This is a genomic window from Ruegeria sp. HKCCD7628, assembly GCF_057221005.1.
Map to the genome: position 1 here is coordinate 16,299 of NZ_JBWVBA010000013.1, position 20,384 is coordinate 36,682.

Below are 20,384 nucleotides of genomic sequence, written 5' to 3' on the forward strand. Positions count from 1 at the left end.
GTTTAGCCCTGACATCCGCCCAATGCCCAACGGCGCAGGTTGACTTTCAAACCGCCGCCAAAGGGGTGTTGCTTGGCGACATTCCCGGCTTCGGGGCGGTTGACATAGGTCTGGGCCTGATTGCACAGGTCCTCGGGCGTCCACTGGTGGCAATTCGAACAGGACTGGTCTTTCCACAACTCATCCGGCAAACCCTCGATCGGAGGGAACAGTGGCGCGCCTGCCACCAGTTGGTTAATCGTTTGCCCGCGCACATGGTCGTTGCCGAAATCCAGTACAGAATCGAGCGTCATCGGGGTGTTGCCCGGTGGTCCTGTTTCTGACAACTCACCATCCGCCTCGGTCTTACGGGTCACGGTTTCCTCACCGTATTTCAAGGCAGCCAAACGATCGGCTGCTTTGCCCGAGAACACCCCTTCAGGGAAACTCTGCAGATAGACCTCATATGCGTGGACTGTGTCATCAGCCAACGCCAGTTCGTACATCAGGCGTTCGGTTTCATTTGCCTCGATCACCGTTTGCTCTGGCACTTTGGGTTGCGGCGCGGTTCCAAAGGATTCCGCTAGAACGGTCTGCAAAAGATCGCTTGCTTCGGCAGCATAAGCGCTGTCTGGATAGGCGCGCATAAACAGCATGATCTGAACCGGATCACGCGAAGTCGTTGCCTCCTGCCAAAGCTCCTCTTCGCTTCGGGTCTGGACGGTGGGCGTCTGAACCTGCGATGAGAAGGCAAAATCCTGTGTCAGGGACGAGGTATCCCAAGGCGTTTGCAACCCTCGGGTCTGATCCAGAACATCCACGCGGACTTTCTTGAACAAGTGCTCAATAGCCATACCCGGCGTTTCAATGTGTTCGGCCAAGCTCAACGTAAACGGGCTGTTACCCTTCTCACCATCCAGTGCGACGCCGCCGGGATCGGTAGCATAGGCTAGAAATGTGCCTGTGGGGGCTTTCATCTCGGCCAGGCCGTTGTCATCCATATCGGCCAGATTTTCGAACGGGTTGTTCCGGCAGGCATCCAGAATGACGATATTGGTCTTGTTATGCGCCGAGGCCATCTGGTGCAGGACCGAACGCGCCTCGACCGCCATTAAATCAAGATCAGCGGGGTCGCTCAGCGAGATATCGACAGGCAGCAAATAGTTCGATCCAAAGGACTGCACCCCGTGGCCCGCATAGTAGAACAACCCAACCGCATCCTCGCCACCCTGCCGCAGATCGCGACCAAACTGGGCAATGGCGCGCTTCATCTCGATCTGCGTGCTGTCAGTCAAATTGCGAACGTCGAACCCAAGGCCCTTAAGTTTTGCCGAGATCAGCGTGGCGTCATTAACCGGATTGTCCAATGGCGACACCGACGCATAAGCCGAATTGCCAATAACCAATGCGATCCGCGGCTCGGCCATCGCCGGCGCGGCCCACGAGATCGAAATCATCGCAATCAGAAAGTAAAAAATGCGAAGCACGTCGGGTCCTTTGTTTCGGGTCCTTTATCACGCCCGTGACGCCATGGCATCACGTAAGCCTGATTATATTTAAATATGTCATTTGACTTTATTGTGGCCATCGCCTGACATATCCCGAATTGACCAGCAAGCATAGGAAGAGGTTCACACATGCCAGGCTCAAACTTGATGCGAAGCATTTGTGCTGTAGCCATCATTTTGCTGTCTAACGCAGCATGGGCGCAAATCGCGGATCCGTTTGAACATGGCTGGACGTTGGATGCAGGCGCCTCGGAATTGCAATTTCTATCCGTCAAGAAAAGCTCGGTCGCAGAGAACAGCGGTTTCGCCAGCCTGTCGGGCGTGATCGGCCCCGATGGTGCCGCCGAGATACGGGTGCAGATGGACAGCGTGGACACCAAGATCGACCTGCGAAACGTGCGGATGCGGTTTTTGTTCTTTGAAACCTTCAAATACCCCGAGGCCATCATCACCACCCAGCTTCCTCCCGAAAAACTGGTCGACCTGCATCAGGCGCGGCACAAGATTATCGACCTTCCCTATTCTCTGTCGCTACACGGTGTGACTAAGGACGGCGTTGCGCAGGTTGCGATCACTCTGGTCGACAACGACCGCGTGGCCGTGGCCAACACCACACCGATTGCCATCGCCCTGCCCGATTTCAACTTGGAAGAAGGCCGCGGCAAGCTTCAAGAGGCCGCGGGCGTTGACATCCTGCCCTTCGGTTTTGTCAGCTTTGGCTTCGTGTTCGACCGCGCGAAGGCGGGCACGCCCCCGCAACTGGTCGCGGCCTCGGCCACCCCCGGCGCTGCGGCGCTTGAGACCAAGGGCAATCTGGACCGCGAAGCCTGTGAAGGTCGGATGGAGATCCTGTCCCGCACCGGAAACATCTATTTCACATCGGGCAGCGCGCGCTTGTCCGAAGACTCTATCCCACTGCTGACGAACCTGCATGACATCGTGAACCGCTGCCCGGAACTAACAATCGAGATCGGCGGGCATACTGACAGCGATGGCTCAGACACCGCCAACCGTGTGCTCAGCGAACGGCGGGCGCAGGCGGTGAACGCCTATTTGGTAAATCAGGGGATCGCGCCGGAACGTCTTGTGACCGTAGGCTATGGCGAAAGCCGCCCCGTGACCTCGAACGACACGGCTGAGGGCAAACGCCGCAACCGCCGGATCGAATTTGTGCCGGTGAACTAGAGGCGTCAGTTCGCCGCCAGGATGATCGGATCGAACCCGCCGCTGCGCCATTGTTGCAGGGCCGAGATGAAATTCGGCCCCGGCACACCGTCGATGGCACTGTTGTAGTACCCGGCCTTTTGCAGCAGCTTTTGCACTTCCATCAACGTCTCGCGCGTCCACTGGTCCGAGGCCAGCGACAGTTGGTTCACGATCGCTCCGTCATCCTCGGCAGCACCACGCAGAAGCATACGCGCGGCTTCGAGCGGATCGCGGGGCACGCCGCGCCCTTCGTCCAGCAGGATCGCCGCCGCCAGATAGCCCTGATATTCGCCTTCACGTGCGGCGCGCTGGAAATAGCCAAGCGCCTGATCCGGAGTGCCTGCTATCCCATCCTGAGCCAGAACGCCCAGATTGAAAGTCGCCTTGGCTGACCCACCATCCGCAGCCTGTTGCAACAGCGCAATTGCGCGCGCTTGATCCTTTGGAACGATCTGTCCCTCGAACAGTGTCACTGCAAGATTGATCATCGCATCAAAGCTGCCCCCTTGGGCGGCTTGTTCATACAGAGATAGCGCAGCGGCCTGATCTTGCGGAACACCGGTGCCGCCCTCGTGCAATTGCGCCAGAGAAACCATGGCCCTCAAGTCCCCCGCTTCGGCTGCCTGCTTGTAAAGCGTCACCGCTCGGTCCACATCCCCTGCCGCAATCGTAGCCCGCGCCAGCAGGGCCACGTAGTGGGACAGGTCTGGCGTCTGCGCCGCTGCAGCGCTGCACGCCTGAATGGCGGTCAGGGCGTTTTCCTGAAGACGGCTGAAGGGCACGCCGGGGATGCTGGCCGTGCGGTCGCGCGGGTGGGTAGCCAAACGTTCACATATGCCGCCGGGTGTGCTGTCCTCGGGGCGCGGGATGGATGCGATCAGACGCTGCGCCTGTGCCGCATGGGCGCCGTCGGGATATTGCTCAAGGTAGAACTCCAGCAGCGGGCGCATCCGGCTGCGCTGTGCCAGTTTCCAAAGGCGTTCGGCCTGTTCGTCTGCGTCCTCAACCGTTACCGCGCGGGTCAGTGTCTGCCCCTGCCCGGCCCGATCCAGAAAGGCCACGACCTCATTCACATGCGCGCCTTGCGGGTAGCGATCCATATAGAGCTGCATCAGGGACGCATCCTGCGCATTGGCGGCAACCTGCCACAGCAGCGTCTCCTCAGACGCCGTGACAGGGCTGTTGTCGAACCGGAACTGCCGCGTCAGGGATGAGTTGTCCCACGGAATCTGACGTCCCCCTGTCGAAGCCAGCACGTCCTTACGCACCGAGATCATCAGGTCCGAAATGTCCTGACCCGGCGTATAGATATGGCTCAGCAGCGCCTCGGTGAAAAAGCTGTTCCGGCCGGTGCCGTCATAGGCCACGTTGTCCGGCTGCGTCGCATAGGCGAACATGAAATCCGCCGCGCTGCCGACCCGAGCCAACCCCTCGCCGCCGACCTCCAAACCCGTTCCTTCGAATGGGTTGTCGCGGCAGGCATCCAGAAACACCAGACGGATGCCATCCGAGCGTTCCATCCGGTTGACGAATTCCTCCATCTGGATTGTCTGCTCGGGGATGTCTTCGGGCTTGGTGATCTGCGCATCGACAGGAACCAAATAGTTGCGCCCGTTCACCTGAAACCCGTGCCCGGCATAAAACAGCAGCGATACGTCGGAATCCGCAGCAGTCGTGCCATAGGATTCCGCCAGCGACAGCATCTCGTCCCGTGTCAGGTCGGTGCCCAGAAACACCTCGAACCCCAACCCCTCCAAAGCGATGGCGAGATCAGAGGCATCGTTGATCGGATTGTCTAACGGGCTAACCGACACGTAGTCGGAATTGCCGATAATCAGCGCAACCCGCTTGTCCGCCAGAGCGATGGTCGCACTGAACAGCATCAGGAAAAGCGCTGCGAAGCACCGTTTCAGAGCCAATGGTCTACTCTCCGACGTATCAAAGGCCGATGGCGCGGGTCAGTCCGATATCCGCCTGACCGACCGCTGCCACAATCGTTTCTACCTGTTGGTTCTGAACTATGGCAAGCTCGGGATCGGTTGCTCTTATCAACGTGATGGCCTTGCGGATCTCACGCTGGGCCTGACGGATTTGCCGCCGCGCCTGCTGTACCGCCTCGCGGCGGATCGCGTTGCGCTCTTCTGCGGTAGTGGCCAGCGACAGGCGGCGATTGGCTTCGTCACCTGCCTCGCGGATACCCGCGCTGGCGCCGCGAATGATGTCACCGACGGATTCGAGCCCCGGTGGCAAACCCTTCACGATACCGTCAAGTTCGGACGCATAGTCATCCATCGCTTCGGCAAGACAGGCCAGGTATTCACTGACATTCTCACCACTGCTGGCACAGGATGCGATCTCGCCTCCGAATTCCTCGGATACGTTTTCAACAGTCCCAAGTGTTGCTTCAGCCTCGGCGACTGTTGTCACGGCAGTGCCACCACCTCCGCCGCCTCCGGTTATAGTGGTATCAACGGTCGGAGTAACTTCTACCTCGGGTGTGGGCGGAACGGGTATCGGCTCCACTACTGTTACCTCGGGTGTGGGCGGAACGGGTATCGGCTCCACTACTGTCACAACCGAACCGGGCAAAGACACAACTTGATATCCTATTTCGGCTGAGCTGAGCAAAAACGAGGTCGACAGCGTAAATGTCGTGGTGCCATCGTCGTTTTCGATGACGTTCAACCCCTCAAATACTGTGGACGTATCCAAAGAATCAGATGGGGGACCAAACAGGTAAACGGAAGGCCCACCAAAAATCGTGCCCGTCGTCGCATTGGGCGGCTGTTCGCCCTCAACAACCGCGATATCGTCGGGAATAGCAAACACAACCGGCGAGGTCGTGTAATTTGCCGGGCCTGTCTCACCCGATCCCGGAGCCCAGGTGTTTTCAAAGTCCCAGCCTTGTGCCGAAGCAAGGTTGAAGAACGTCACTGTGTCGTTCAGTTGGAACGTGGACAGTCCCGTGCCACCGGCGCTGTTATTCTGCCCGGAACTCTGCGTGTCCCAGAAAGATGCGGTAACGGTCCCGGAATTACTGCCAATCAATCCGCCCAACATCGGAGTGTCGCTGCCGGAGAAATCCACGCTGCCGTTCGAATAGCTGCGTGTGACCGAACCACCGTTGTTTATTCCGACCAGACCACCGACGGCTACGGTATCCATCGGGCTGGAAAACTGGCTTACCCCCCGGACATCCGAGTTGGAATACGAGTCAACGATCGAACCGAAGTTCTCGCCGACCAATCCGCCCATGATAAACTCGCCAAAGCCAAGTCCGGTCACCGAACCACTACTGAACGAACGCTGAATGACCCCAGAATTCTCTCCAACCAAGCCACCGACCAAAACGAAATCAGCCTCGATCGGATCAACCGTCACACTGGCAGTCGAAAAACTGTCACTGATTGTACCGCCATCGTTAATGCCAACCAGCCCGCCGGTCACGTCGTCACTGCCGGTGAAGCTGCCCGACACACTAACGCCCGAGATTGTACCAAGGTTTTCACCGGCAAGTATGCCACCACCCTGAGCGGTAATATCCGCATTCGTGATACTCAGGTTACGCACGGTACCGTCCAGAGTGCCGAAAAGGCCGCCGAAGGTGAAGTCGTTGTCTATGAACAGGTTGTTGATCGAAAACCTGTTACCTTCAAGCGTGCCTGAAAAATCTGTAGGGACAAAACCAAATGACCAGCTGGACGTGGGCGAGGCATCGATGTCGTTGACCAGCGCAAAGGCTTGGCTAGAGCCGTTGAGACCCTGCAAACCATAGATATCGGTTAACTGGAACGGGTTCGCGCCCGACCCGTTGCCGCCCGTGGCGCGCAGGAATGTGGCGTTTGGCGAGACGATGAAATCGCCCGCGAAAAAGCTGGGCAGCGTGGCCGAAACCTGATCCCAGAACCCTGCAACCAAGTTGAACGTGGCTACACTTATGCTACCGCCGGGGCCGGTGGTGATCCGGCCTACTCCGTCGACCGCCCCCATTGCATTCAGCAACAACCCACCGTTGACCGCGTTGATCGCACCGTTGATCGTGATCATGTTATCCGCGATCAGGAACAACGTATTTGCCGCCATCCAGTCGATATCAGCGTTGATCGTGATATTGCCGTCATCTGTGCCGGTCACAGACGTAGTCAGAAACACATCCGCAGATTCAAGCTGGGCTTCCAGACCCGCTTCGGTAAACGTACCCGGAATCGTTATGTTCACCGGATCGATCAACAGATCTCCGGTTTCCCCATTCGGAGCGCGCAGGTCGGTAAAACCGCGATACACCAGATCGATCTGCCCCGAGACCTCGACAAAGCCGCCATCGCCCGCAGTATCCCCGCCACGGGCCGATATCTGGCCGTGGAACTCGGTCAGGTCATCGGACCAGATAATAACGCGACCGCCATTACCTTCGTCTCCGCCGTCGGCTGAGATACTGGTGCTCGCATCTACGAAGGTTGTCTGCGCCTTCGGGAGTGTGCCACCACCCTGAAAATCGCCACCGACCAGAATGGTTCCACCATCTCCACCACCCGCCCCGTCGGACGTCAGCGTGGCCCCTGCCAGCGTGATCGCTTCACCAGTTATGGTTATAGACCCACCGTTCTGAGTACGCACCTTTGGCCGCAGCGACGTTTCGACAAGTGTTTCCTGAGCCGACGTATCGATCGTGCCACTGACCCGAACGCCGCCGCCGCTGCCACCCAAAACGACAGCTCCGGATACTCCGCCAACCGATTGGGCCTCGATCACGCCAGACATGTTGATTACCTGTCGCGCCGCATTCCGAGCACTGGCCGCTTTGAGGTGAACAGAACCGCCATTGGCTTCGATCCGCCCTGAATTGGTAATCAACGCCTCCAGCATGGCGTCATCGCTATCCGAAGGAACAGCGACCTGCAAAAAGCCATCGCCAGAAATATCCAGTGTTACTTGTTCACCCGCACCAAGCCCTACCTTGCCAAGAGGCACACGGATCAAGCCCGAATTGGAAACTTGCCCACCAATTAGCGCTGCATACCCGCCCGGAACAATCGAGATTGTTCCCGCGTTTTCCACTGCGGCTGAACTACCATTTCCGGCAAAGCGATAGCGCCCGTTAAGGAAATCTTCATCCGTTACATCCAGAGTCGAGGCCACGAAGCCACCCGCATTGACTGCGCCGTTGGGGCCAATAAAGATACCGTTAGGGTTAACCAGAAACACCTGACCATTGGCATTCAACTGGCCGAGAATTGCGCTGGTAGTATCCCCTGTCACCCGGTTCAAAATCACGCTTTCTTGCCCGGGCTGGAAGAAATTAACTGTCGAGCCAGAACCGATCGAAAACCCGTTCCAATTCACTACGGCCGCGCCCGACCCCTGCGTAATGTCCAGCTGGTTGCCGCTGGGTTGCGCAATCGTAACAGTTCCCGCCGCCACGGTTCCGCCATTGGGCAGCGTTTGTGCCAGAGCTGTCGTGCCCCATAGCGTTGCCGTGGCTGTCAAAATTGCGCCGCGGATCACTGTGGCGCGAGCCCTAAAATCTGCGGCTTGCAACAATAGTGAAGCGGTTTTCGTCTGCCCCCAGGTCATCGCGTTCACCTCTCCCATATTCAACTCGTAACGATCCCGACTTGTAGGTCGAGTCTTCAATTGCAATCAAATCAGCACCGATCCCATAGGCGTAGGCCGTAGTCGTGCTTTGCTCAAAAACCGTAGGTTGTTCTATTCCCAATTCGCCGTAAGCACCAAATACATAAGGCTTCAGGATCAGCGGCAACCCAGCCACTTCGACCCGCTGCGATCGACCCACTTCGGACCGCACGACCCATCCGTCATCGCCACGCAACGAACCCGCATCAAAGGTCGACAATTCGCTGGTGCTTGCGATACTGAATTGTTCGGACGTCACCAGAGCGTCCCCGAAGCTGGTTTGAATTCGGCCGTTCAAAGCCAACGACCAGTTGGCATTCAAAGGACGCTGATACTGGCCAGACAGTACGAGTTTCGTAAATTCCGGTTCAGCGTCCTGACGCGAGAATGGAGTTTCTCCGGGGCCGACCGAGGTTCGCGCGCCGAGGATGTCCAAACCCCTTGAAAGCACAACACTCCCGCGCAGGAAGCCACCATTATCATAGGCGCGTGTGCCATCCAAAGTGGCGCGCAGCACGCTGATATCGTCGTCAAAGACCGGAATCTCAAAGGGACCGACCAACAGGTTCTGCGTATCGCTGATACGATCCAGGATCAGTTGCGACGAAAGATTAACTTTCCTGGATCTAATCCACGGATAATAGAACCGCAGCGAAAACCGTTCGAACTCGCTTTCGTTAGGTAAAAAATCCGTGTCGGGGCGCGCTTCGCTAGAGGTCACCTCGGCGTTAATCGTAAAGCCATCATACCCGATCGGGAATACCACACCTGCAGCCAAAATCCGATACTCAGGGTCACCCGAGAAAAACCGCGTCGGAGACCCACCCAGGTTAAAATAGAATGTCTCACCCAGATCCAGCAGGCCATTGAACTCAAGTCCAAGGCTCAGATTCAACGGACCAAGATCGTCTGAAAGTGTATTGTCGAACCCATATGAACCGGTAAATTCCTTGAACTCTCCGTCCAAAGTCAGAACGGTGCCGCCATTACTGTCACCTGCCGACAAAGTCGACGCCAAGCGAACTCCGAACGTATCACCTGCAAGTAGCAAGGCGCGCTCGATCTGCTGCAGTTTGATGCCACGCTTGTTGATTAACGGCTGGGTAATCTTGACCACGCGGTCCCGGACCTCTTCCGGAACTTTTGTTGCGTCAATACGCTCGACGAACCCGTCGACTACAACGATCCGTAACGTTCCACCATCTCGCAAAGTTTGCTGCGGCAGAACTACCCGACTTAGAACAAAACCGGCATTGCTATACGCGCTTTCAAGGCGATTTGTGGCCGCAAAAATTTCAGAGGCAGCAACACGCTTTCCCGTCAGTCGTTCAATAAAGGCGGCATTGGCAGCCTCCATTTGCGGCAGAGCGCCTTCAATATCCACGCGCCCGACTGTCACAAACAATTTGTCCGCACCTTCGGGAACCGGCGCGCCAGGGTCTCTGGCGACAGTAACAGGGCCCGTATTGCGTTGATTTTGCGGCTGAAATGTTGACGGTGCCAAATTCGACGCGCTTTGGGCCAGCACCGCGTCCGAAAGGACAAGACTGCCACCGGTTGCAAGAGCAAATATCATGCTGAGACGCGGAATCCGCATGATCGCCTGAGGTAGAGTCTTTGGCATTCGTAACCCTTAGTGAAACCTTAAAACAGAACCTAGCAAAGCCTAGCCCGCAGGCCAAAGCAAGATTGTATTTCCCAATACAGGATACCCGTCTGGATTGAGGTTATCCATATCACGATTGATTCCGAGACTGTCCGTGTCCTAGTTCACAGAGCATCGTATCATTCGACGATTTTACAAAAGTCCCTGCTCCAACCATTCTTCGATCTTGTTGCGGCTAACCTCGAAATGCATCGAGTCTTCTCGACCCCAGGCCGCACCCCATACCCAGCCCTCCTGCCGGAAGAAGTCGGCCAGAATAGTCAGGCCCAGCTGGGTTTTACCATCGCCCAGCGTGTCCAACACTCCGTCGATATTCAAGTCAACAGCCAGGCCATAGGCATGGGCCGATGCGGATGAGGTCGCGCCACGAATCCGCCGCACACATAAGGACCCGGCTGTATTAATACGTGCAAAGAGGTCGGGGTCCGTGCGACGGATGTTTTCGAAAACAACGCGCAGAGAGTCTATTGCCGGTTTCAACATGCGTACCCGAACCGGGCCGACTTCTTCTAATACAAGGTTTTCTTCTAACCGCGGGTTGGTCATGGACTGACAATTATCTGTTAAGTCTTCGCGCGGCAGCCCGAATTTCTCTTTCAGAAACGACGAACTCGCCAGTTTGAGTTCTTGATTAACTTCGTTGCGGTTGGCGATAAGGACAACCTGAGCGTAAGCATCAATGATCTCGTTTGGGCTGGTGCTGTCATATCCATAGTCGTCCGCCCCGTCTGCGCCTTGCAACACGGCCGAACCGTCGCTTTGGGATCGCGATATCTCGAGCGACAGCCTCTCAATCTCGTTGCGCATATCTTCAACCTGTTGGCTCAGCATTTCGATTTCGATCCGCGCGCCTGAATCGATTGCTGGCCCCTCAAAATCACTTTCCATAGGAACAATCAGTGGAAAAACATACCAGATAACAGGGGCCAAAATAATCGAAACTCCAAGAATTACTGCCGGAACTATGCGCATCTGATGTGTTTACCTGTATCTCAATTCAATTGCGCCCAAATCTAAAAGTCGTCGCGCAAGATGTCACGTGCTCGGCTTTATTTCTTAATCACAAATGTGACTTTCTTCATTGTCGCACACCTGAGGCACGGGTACTCTTTGTCCCAAACAGGGAAGGACTCCGGTAATGATTACTTTTTCTCGACTTAAATTTTTCGGGGCTTCGGCCATGGCCCTCGTTTGCACGACGCAATTCGCTTTGGCCCAATCCAATGAACTAACAGCCGACGAAATCACCGATGCATTCAACAAGCAAAAAACGCGCGGCTTGGTGATCATCCCCTCAACAGCCGCGACTGAAGCAACCGACGACGCTGTGGAAACCACAGTTGCTGCGGCCCCGGCCGAATATCAACCGGTGGCCTCGGAAGATCAGGTTAATATTCAGGTTCGGTTCGACTTCGCCTCGGCCGCCTTGCGCGATGATCAAAAACCCAAGCTGTCCTCCTTGTGCCAAGCGATGAAAAACGTCGACGTTAACGTCTTTCAGATCATCGGCCACACTGACAGCGCAGGATCTGCGGACTACAACCAAAATCTGTCTCTGCTGCGCGCGAAAGAAGTCAAACGCTTTCTGGTCAGCGATTGCGGTATCGCCGAAGGGCGACTGGAAGTACTGGGCGTAGGTGAAGCCGAACCTCTGAACAAGGACGATCCGCGCGCCGACGAAAACCGCCGCGTTGAATTTCAGGCGCTCGGCTGATTTAGTCTCCTCATAAAACACAATTTCGAGGGCAGCATGACTGAATCCCGCGCAGGCGACCTGTTTCAGCCGGGCGATCTGGTGAACAATACATATCGGATCGAGGCAATCCTTGGGCGGGGTGGTACCTCTGACGTTTATCGCGCGCGCTCCGAGATATCGGGGCGTCTGGCGGCGCTTAAGGTTCTGAAGGCCGAATTTTCCAGCAACGACGATTACCTCGTTCTGTTAACCCGTGAGGAAGAGATCCGCGACATCCGCCATGACGCGGTGGTGCGCTATTCCGAAAACAACCGTACTGCCGACGGACATGTCTATCTGGTGATGGACTATGTCGACGGGCCGGGGTTGGACCGGAAACTGGCTGATGGTCCTATGTCGGCAGACGACATTCTGACCATATGCAAACGCGTCTGCGAGGGGCTCGAGGCCGCGCATGCGCGCAACATCGTCCACCGTGACCTGAGCCCCGACAACATCATCCTGCGTGACGGTGATCCTGCGCAGGCAGTAATCATCGACTTTGGCATCGCCAAGGATACCAACCCCGGCGCAGAAACCATCGTGGGCGGAGAGTTCGCTGGCAAATACGCCTATGCTGCACCCGAGCAGCTGTCGGGAAAGACCGACCAGCGTACCGACATCTATTCCCTGGGCGCGCTGCTGCTGGCGAACTTCCGGGGCGAAAAGGCCAATTCCGGGCGTAACTTGCTGGAGGTTGTGGAAAGTAAAAAACAACCGCTGGACACTGCAGATGTGCCCGAACCTCTGAAAACCGTGCTGGACAAGATGACAGCGCCGGACCCCGATGACCGGTATCAGTCGACCAGCGATGTATTGAGGGCTTTGTCCTCGGCCCGGTCGGGACAGGCGGAATCCCCCCCTGCCGAAACCGATGACGACGCAACCATAATCGTACCCAAAAGCAAACCTGCGGCCCCTGCGCAGCCTACCCCGGCCGTCGCAGCACCCGCTGCACCTCCGGTCGAAACGCCCGAGAAATCGCGCACCGGGCTGGTTGCCGCCCTTGGCGCGCTGGTCATTGTCGGCGGTGGCGCAGGTGCCTATTTCAGCGGCGCATTCGACAGCTTTACTGGGCCCCAATATCCCGTAGCCGCACCCTATACGTTGGTGGCGGACAAGCGCGAGGGCCTGCCGCCACGCGCCGTCGGTTTTGTTCCTTCGGAAGACACACGGGACACGATGACACGCGAGATCACCGATCAGGGTGGGACGGTTGATCTGACGTTGGCGTCTGGGGAAATCTCGGAAAGCTGGGGCGCTGCGGTCAGTGACGTCATCGAAACAGTGATGGAGCTGGATGAATGGCGGCTGGTCGTGAACGGAAACGATGCTCAATTGACCGGACAAACCACGGATCAGGCGCTGCATGACAAGCTGGAACAGCTTTATTCAGCAGGACTGCCCGCCGGGTTGCAGGGCTCAGTCGAACTAGAGCTTGAGCCACTGTTCCTGCCCGCTGCCGATATCCGCCCGATCTTGGCTGGCCTGGCCGATTGCGGTGCGCTGAAACTGGAAAACGCCCCCACCGCCGGGTATGGCCCTGAGACCGCAGTTCGGGTCAGTGGCACTCTGGCGTCTCAGGACAGTCTGGTTGGGCTGAATACCGCTTTGACCGCCCTGGTCGGTGAGCGGCCAATTGATCTGGACGGTGTGAACGTGTTGAACCCGACATTATGCCTGATAGAGAACTACCTACCCAGTGCTCCGACCAGCGACATCTCTATCGCGTTTTTCAACGGTGAACAAAACGACGCCCCGAACCCAACCGGAGATTTTGTCGTAGGACAGAACCCGGTGATTGACGTGGACTTACCGCAGGATGTGCAAGACGGGTTCCTGTCTGTCTCGGTTCTCGATGTGTCTGGTAACGTGTTCCACTTACTGCCAAACGTGACACGGCAAGAAAACGGGATTGCCGCGCTGCGGGATGGAGAAAGTGGGCCATTGTCGGTTCGCGTGGCGTATTCCATCCCCGAAAGTCAGGAAAACGGCGGCATTGCCTTTCAGGTTGATGACAGCACCTTGGGCAAAAGCAAGGTAATCGTGCTGCATACCGACAATCAACTGTTCGACACACTGCGCCCCACCACGGAATCCGCCGCCGGATATGCCGAGGCGCTGCGCGAACAGGATCGCAATGTGGAAACGCAGATTTTGTCGCTGGACAGCCGTATCCTGACCACCCTCGCGCAATAGCGCGGGGTTCAGGGAATATCGACCACGATCACCGAGATATTATCGGCCCCGCCCCCGTCCAGCGCGATCTGGATCAACTGATCGGCGACGGTTTCAATCGGCATCTCGGACAGCGCCTTTTCCAGCATCGGGAATGTCGCGTATTTGCTCAGCCCGTCCGAGCAGATCAGGAACCGGTCGCCCGGCTGAACCTCGCCCCGGATCTTGTCCAGTTCCAGCACATCCCCGACACCAACCGCACGATTGATCGCATTTGATTGGGGATGCTGTTCCGCTTCATCCCAGCTCATCTGGCCCGCCAACACCAGATCGGCCACAACCGAGTGATCGGTGGTCAGCATTTGAATCTGGTTGTCACGCAGCAAATAGATGCGGCTGTCGCCCGCCCACAAACCGACGAAATGGCCGTTGGCCAGCATCATACAGGCAACGGTCGTGCCCATGGTTTTACCGCCACGGGTCTCAGCCTCTTGACGGATTGCCGAATGCGCTTGCTGTAACACATCCCGCAACTTCACCAGTCGATCCGCTGGTGGCAGTCCCGGGGGGATTGCCGCGACCATGTCAGCGACAAGACCGCTGGCGTAATCGCCCCCTTCGTGGCCGCCCATACCGTCCGCGACCATCCAAAGGCTTTCCTCGGGAAGGGCCAAAACGGCATCTTCATTGAGCTTGCGCTTGAGGCCGACATGGCTGCGGGCGCTGTACCGAACGCGGTGACTTGAATTCATAGTGGCCTTGCCTCGGTCCAGACTGCAGCGTGAAGATTAAACAAACCTTGCATGTTTGATCCTTGCGGTAAACCTTCGCAGACCATCATCCGAGGGACGCCGCCGATGTCTGTGCTCCAGATTGTCGGAGACCGATAGCGATGCGCGACCAACCCCGCCGCGAGGTCGGGCAACAGACTGTCAGCGACTTCCCCGCGCGTCAGAACCAGCGTGTTTCCCTCGGCCCGAACCGGAGAAGTCGGCTCTTGTAATGGAACCACCAGCGCCTCCAATCCCTCGGCCAGTTTGTCCCGCGTCATGTCATCCTCAAGCGCAGCCAAAGCCAAGTCTTCAAGCTGGCGGTATGTTGCCTCGGCCCGGAAGTGAGACAGAATTGCCGAACCTTCATTAGATACGCCCGATACCAAAGTCAGGGGAAACCGTCGTCCGACCCGATCCACTGATGGCATCAAAACGCCCAACATCTTTTGCGGGCCTGCCAATCCCGGCGCCAGACAAAACCGCCAAATGGGTGCGGACATGTAATGCGCGTCCCACACAGGTCCCAGAGCTTCAGCAGCGTTTAACATGCTGTGCTGAATCCAGGTATCCCATGGCTGGACGAAATCCTGTGAAACCCCCAGCCGAAAAAAATCTCCGACCGAAGGCATCTTACCAAACGCGCCAAACCCAGTCCGCTGCATCAGAACGATTTAGGGCAGCTGAACTTTTGCAGCGCCGGAAGGGCAAAGGGATTGATGACCGAGCCAGATTGCAACTGGAAGATCGCAATCCGGCCGCCGACATTGAAGATCACCTTCTTGCGGTCCGATACGTTGGTCCGCCGCACCTCGGCCGCGTCCAGAAGGCGGAACCACGCCCATGGCCCGTCCTTGGACAACACACTTTCGATGTTGCGTTTATCGGGCTGGAACGTGACCCGCGCCAATCCAACCTGCCCCGGCCACGTGACCGCCATCGGCGAAGGCAGCCCGCCGCGATGGCGGAATTCCAGCGATTGTCCGTCAATTTCAAGCGTGACGCCCTTTGCCTTGGGGTCCAGCGCCTCGGGCATGATCTGGAACTGAATCTGGGGTTGCGGGCCCGCGGCAAAGAAAGCCTCGCGGATTTCGGCGGCGTTCTGGAATTGGGTCAGAACGGCCTGACTAATGCCCAGATCGGCCTCGTTTACGCTGCTTTTCCAACTCCAAGGGCGCGTGCGCATGTCCACGTGTTTGGCGAGGTTGTCGGTAAAGAAGGTGTCGATCAGACCTTGCGGGCCGAACAACCGGCTGAAATCGCCCATCGCCACATCTGCCCCGGATCTACGACTGAACGGATAGCGGTCAGTGACGACCTGCTCGCAGAAGGGCAGCACATTGGCCTGCCAGCGTGCGTTCAGCGAGGCCCGTGTACTGTCAGACGTGATCCCCGACGATCCGTCGATGATCTGCACCGCCCAGCGTTCCATTGGGCCGGGAATGCGAGCCGCTTCTTGCTGAAACTGCTGCAGCGCCTGCCCTGACTCGCCGCCCGAGGTTCCGCTGAAGGACATCTTGTTCAGTTCCTGATAGACGCCCGTCAACGACCCCATCAACTGATCCAATTGCGAGGGCTGCCCCTCGGGCCGGTCAACAAGCTGGTGCAGCCAGGCAAACCGATCCTCGACATATTGGCCCGGCTCTTGCACCGGCTGCGATGCGGTCGCGCCGCTGGATTTGGCCAAGGCCTCCAGCAGGATTTGCGTCTGGACCGAGGTCGCCGACTGCAACTCGAGGCTGGCCGCGCTGGACAGCCCTTCACCCAGAGCATCCGAATTGGGTAGAACCGATCGGCTTTCGGTCAGCTTCGTCTCGTCCGAGATCGAGTTCAGGATATTCACGATAGGCGAGGTTGGACCGGACAGCACATTGGTCACTTCGACAGCGTGGCTGAGGCTTTCCATCGGCACGATGTCGATATCGCCCAGCATCGCGTCATAGCGCGCAATGTAGTCGTTGTAATACAGGTCCAGCACATCGCGGCTGAGCGCGGCCAGCGCCAGTTCGGTCTGTTCCGCCTCGCCGCGCGGACCCAGAACCCAGCTTTCCTTTTGCACCCGTTTGGCTACGCCAACTGCTTCGCCGACAAATACGTCGTTGAAACCGCGGTAGGTAAAGATCCCCTCGATCCCGTCATTCAACGGTTTGCCCGAGGACCGCACCAAAACGCGCGCAACAGCAGGGCCGCCGACTTCGGTGATCCGCCATTCAGGCAGAGCCGTCGCGGATGGACTTGAGATGATCCCATTGTACACGCGCTGCGCCAGCGGCAGTTCCGACAGCAGGCCCTGTATCTGCTCGACCATGGGCCCGTTCAACGCAACGGCCTGCATCGGCTGGCTCAGCAATGCCTCAAGATGGTCGTTCAGATCAGCGCGGAATTCCTCGCGCGAGGGGCCGGGGAAGGATACCGTCCAGTCGATATTCATCCATTCCTTGACCAGATTCTGGTTCATCGGACCTTGCAGACCCAACATCAGATAAACCTTCAGCGCCTCATACAGCACATCGGGGTTGTTGATATTGGCGCTCATCTGTTCTTCGAGCCGCAATAGCAGACGTGGCAGAAGGCGCTGGTTCAGCGCCGCGCGGTAGGTTTGCGCCGCCTGCGTGCCAATCACATCCCCCTGATACAGGCCATAGGTCAGGCGCGTTTCAGGGTCCGGGTCGGACAGGGTCGGGTTCGCGGGCAGATCGCGCAGCGTGTTCAACGCCTGCACCACCGGCACCAGATCGGTATCGCCCACCGGGCTGGGTGGCAGCGTCGCCGCTGCAGCCTGATAGACGGATACGCCCTCTTGCGCCTCAGAGATCAGTTCGGAGTTGCCCGAAAAGCTGCGAACCAGCAGGGCACCCACTGCAACAGCGGCAATCAGCGTCGCCGCGACCGAGGCCCATTTGGTGATCTTATAGCGCCGCTCAACCTTGTCATCGGCGCTGACCAGACCGGCCTCGCGGAAGATCACCTGATCAAACAGGCGGGTCAGGAAATACGACCGGCCCGAGCCCTGACCCGAACCAATCGCCTGACGTCCGATCCCGAAGGTACGCGCCATGCCCAACATCAGCCGGTCAATCGGAGTGCCTTCTTGCGTGCCGGATGTGAAATAGACCCCGCGCAGCATGTGGCGGTGTTGATAGCGGCTGTCCTGAAACACCTCGGTCAGGAATTCATGCGCCACCTTGCGGAACGAGGCCACCTGCATCGGGAAGCCCGCAACCAAGGCGCGGCGCTGGGGGTCGGTCTCGGTCTGCATCCGCTCCAGCGATTGGGCGTTCAGACGGCCCAGCAGCAAGGCGAATTCCTCGTCAAAGGCGGCAACCGGGGATTGTTCAGACCGGGACTTGTCCAATGGCAAGGTAAAACCCCAAACCTGTTCGCGATCTTCCTTACCCAGATTGTCATAGAACTCGGCAAACCCGGCAATCAGGTCGGCCTTGGTGAACAGGATATAGACTGGAAAGCGCACGCCCAGTTTTTCGCGCAACTCTTCCAGACGACGACGCACGGCCTTGGCGTGTTCTTTCTGGGTGATCTCATCCTGCAAAGACAGATCCGACAACGAGATCGCGATCATCGCCCCGTTGATCGGCTGGCGCTTACGGTATTTCTTGAGCAGCCCAAGGAACCCAATCCACGCCGCGTTATCGACCTGAGCGTCGCTTTCCTGCGTCGTGTATCGCCCGGCCGTATCGATCAGAACGGCGTTTTCGGTGAACCACCAATCGCAGTTGCGCGTGCCGCCAACACCGCCAATCGCGGTTTTACCCATCTCATCGGCCAGCGGAAAGTTCAGGCCGGAATTCACAATGGCAGTGGTCTTGCCCGCGCCCGGCGGGCCGATCATCACATACCACGGCAGCTCATTCAGATGCCGCCGTCCGTTCTTGGACTTGCGCAGCTCTGCCATAGCAGTTTTCAACTTGCCGCGCAGTTCCGAGATTTCGCTGTCGATCATGTCGCCGCCGTCGCTGACGGCTTCGGTGATTTCTTCGGTCAGCTTCTTTTCGCGACGACGACGAACAAAGAAGATGGTTAGCGCAATGATCAGGAAAAACGCATAAATCACACCGCACCAGATCAACCGCGCCGTCATCCCATCCAAAGGACGCCATTCATCCGACCCAATAAGTGGTCCGAAAAAATAAAGGCACAAGGACAACGCCGTCGCTGTAAAAAACAGCACGGTGTAAATCGACAAGAAGATGAATCTCAGGATTCTACGGGCGGTCATTGAGTATCCTCCTGCACCAACAGGACTTCGATCCGGCGGTTGGTGGCGCGGCCTTCACGGGTGGAATTGTCGGCAATCGGGTCACTGTCGGCCCGGCCCTCCGCGCTGAGGCGATTGGGGTCGGTCAATTCGGGTGACATCTTATTCATCACCGATTTTGCGCGCGCCAGCGACAAGGCGAGGTTGGATGGAAAGCGCGCTGACCGGATTGGCACATTGTCCGAATGTCCGGTCACGATCACCGTGCCCGGCTCGGCATTCAACGCCACGGCAACCCGGCGCACCGGCTCTTGGAATTTGTCTTGCAGACTGTCCGAGCCTGACCCGAACATGCCCGACCCCTTGATGCGGATAACCAGCGTATTGCCTTTCTCAAAAACCTCGACCAGCCCCTCATCAATCTCGGGCTGAAGGAATTCGACGACCTTCGCGATCTGAGGTTGCTGTTGCAGAGGTGGCGGCGGAGGCGGGGGCGCGCGGCGCTGCAACTCGGTCACGGGGCCCGCGTCAATCACCGACATCTGACCCACAAGATTTTCCGTCTTGTTCGACAGGACATAGGACAGACCGCTGAATTCAATCACCAGCAAAAGCGCCGTCACGCCAAGCGCAATCCAGACCGGTTTCCACATGCTGAGCGCGCGGTAAGGCTTGTCCACGCCTTCCCAATGCGGGGCCAGATCACGTTCGACAGGGCCACGTTGCGCTCGGATGACCCGAGCCAGACCCTGCCGGATTTGCAGATGCTTGTCCGGTCCGCCTTGTTCGACCCGCAAGCGACCTTCAAAGCCCAGCGACAGGCACATGTAGACGAATTCCAGCAGCTCGATATTGTTCGCAGGCTCCTGTTCCAGCCGCGCCAGAAGGTCGTAGAAACGATCCCCGCCCACCGTCTCGCGGTGGAAGGTGCCAACAAGTGATTGCGTCGCCCAACTGGACTGGCCGCCCCACGGAGTGTTCAGCACGACATCATCCAGCGTCGCACATAGAGCATAACGCGCCACTTTGACCGATTGCGCCGGGATGCCCGCCTGTAGGGCGGCATTTTCAAAGCTGCGCACTTCAGCCACCACGCTTTGGCGCAGCTTGTCGGGGTCCATGTGCTGGGCGCGGTTGCGAATACGGCTGATCAGCGAAAACAGCGGTGCGGCGCAGGCGTTCAACCGGTTCATCCCGGTTGCGGCCACCTGTTCCCCACCGCCTTGTGGCGGGCGCGACTGTGGGGCCTGCGCCGGAGGTACGCCATATCCGTCCCCTGCCGCAGCGGGCTGCGGCTGAGGCGCTTCCATCGGCTCGGGGTAACCCGCCGGTTGCTGAGGCGCGGCGGGTTGTTGCGGCATGGTCCCGGCCTGACGTCGCCCACCCGGGTTGGGGCGAATGACCGTCTTATCTGTATCGTCCGGTTCGGCAAAAGGATCGTTGTCGGACATGATCTACCTGCTTCCTCACAGCGCCCGCATGGTCCAGTGGT

The 20,384-nt window shown here is 57.9% G+C and carries 12 protein-coding genes; 3 read left to right on the forward strand and 9 right to left on the reverse strand.

Going from position 1 to position 20,384, the window contains the following annotated elements:
- Positions 1-2 precede the first annotated feature (2 nt).
- A complete protein-coding gene (locus tag AC2TAD_RS19520) occupies positions 3-1,466 on the reverse strand; it encodes a caspase family protein (protein ID WP_480869790.1) in 1,464 nt (487 codons plus the stop codon).
- A 150-nt stretch (positions 1,467-1,616) separates the two neighbouring features.
- On the opposite strand from AC2TAD_RS19520, the gene AC2TAD_RS19525 reads away from it, so the two are divergent.
- Positions 1,617-2,672, forward strand: coding sequence for an OmpA family protein (locus tag AC2TAD_RS19525; RefSeq protein ID WP_480869792.1), 1,056 nt, complete (start codon positions 1,617-1,619; stop codon positions 2,670-2,672).
- Positions 2,673-2,677: 5 nt separating this feature from the next.
- Here the strand turns inward: AC2TAD_RS19525 and AC2TAD_RS19530 are convergent, their stop codons facing one another.
- The 4 genes from AC2TAD_RS19530 to AC2TAD_RS19545 all read right to left on the reverse strand — a co-directional run bounded on the left by AC2TAD_RS19530 (position 2,678) and on the right by AC2TAD_RS19545 (position 10,881).
- Positions 2,678-4,612, reverse strand: a complete 1,935-nt coding sequence (locus tag AC2TAD_RS19530) for a caspase family protein (RefSeq protein WP_480869794.1) — start codon at positions 4,610-4,612, stop codon at positions 2,678-2,680.
- A 19-nt stretch (positions 4,613-4,631) separates the two neighbouring features.
- Positions 4,632-8,285, reverse strand: a complete 3,654-nt coding sequence (locus tag AC2TAD_RS19535; protein WP_480869796.1) for a two-partner secretion domain-containing protein — start codon at positions 8,283-8,285, stop codon at positions 4,632-4,634.
- Positions 8,212-9,951 (reverse strand): ShlB/FhaC/HecB family hemolysin secretion/activation protein, encoded by a 1,740-nt coding sequence (locus AC2TAD_RS19540; protein ID WP_480869798.1) that lies wholly within the window; start codon positions 9,949-9,951, stop codon positions 8,212-8,214. The genes AC2TAD_RS19535 and AC2TAD_RS19540 overlap by 74 nt, the downstream gene beginning before the upstream one ends.
- Before the next feature lie 174 nt (positions 9,952-10,125).
- Positions 10,126-10,881, reverse strand: coding sequence for a M15 family metallopeptidase (locus tag AC2TAD_RS19545; protein ID WP_480869800.1), 756 nt, complete (start codon positions 10,879-10,881; stop codon positions 10,126-10,128).
- Between the two features lie 292 nt (positions 10,882-11,173).
- On the opposite strand from AC2TAD_RS19545, the gene AC2TAD_RS19550 reads away from it, so the two are divergent.
- Entirely contained in the window at positions 11,174-11,707 is a 534-nt protein-coding gene (locus AC2TAD_RS19550) for an OmpA family protein (protein WP_480869802.1), read from the forward strand.
- Between the two features lie 36 nt (positions 11,708-11,743).
- Positions 11,744-13,927, forward strand: coding sequence for a serine/threonine protein kinase (locus tag AC2TAD_RS19555; protein WP_480869804.1), 2,184 nt, complete (start codon positions 11,744-11,746; stop codon positions 13,925-13,927).
- An 8-nt stretch (positions 13,928-13,935) separates the two neighbouring features.
- Here the strand turns inward: AC2TAD_RS19555 and AC2TAD_RS19560 are convergent, their stop codons facing one another.
- From AC2TAD_RS19560 to tssL, 4 genes are read right to left on the reverse strand one after another with little or no spacing between them, the layout of a single operon-like run.
- Positions 13,936-14,658, reverse strand: coding sequence for a PP2C family protein-serine/threonine phosphatase (locus tag AC2TAD_RS19560; RefSeq protein ID WP_480869806.1), 723 nt, complete (start codon positions 14,656-14,658; stop codon positions 13,936-13,938).
- Positions 14,655-15,341 (reverse strand): type VI secretion system-associated protein TagF, encoded by a 687-nt coding sequence (tagF, locus tag AC2TAD_RS19565; RefSeq protein WP_170755855.1) that lies wholly within the window; start codon positions 15,339-15,341, stop codon positions 14,655-14,657. The genes AC2TAD_RS19560 and tagF overlap by 4 nt, the downstream gene beginning before the upstream one ends.
- Complete coding sequence (gene tssM / locus AC2TAD_RS19570) at positions 15,341-18,913, reverse strand: type VI secretion system membrane subunit TssM (RefSeq protein ID WP_480869808.1); 3,573 nt, start codon at positions 18,911-18,913, stop codon at positions 15,341-15,343. The genes tagF and tssM overlap by 1 nt, the downstream gene beginning before the upstream one ends.
- Positions 18,910-20,343 (reverse strand): type VI secretion system protein TssL, long form, encoded by a 1,434-nt coding sequence (tssL, locus tag AC2TAD_RS19575; RefSeq protein ID WP_480869810.1) that lies wholly within the window; start codon positions 20,341-20,343, stop codon positions 18,910-18,912. Before tssL ends, tssM begins: the two co-directional genes overlap by 4 nt.
- Positions 20,344-20,384 lie beyond the last annotated feature (41 nt).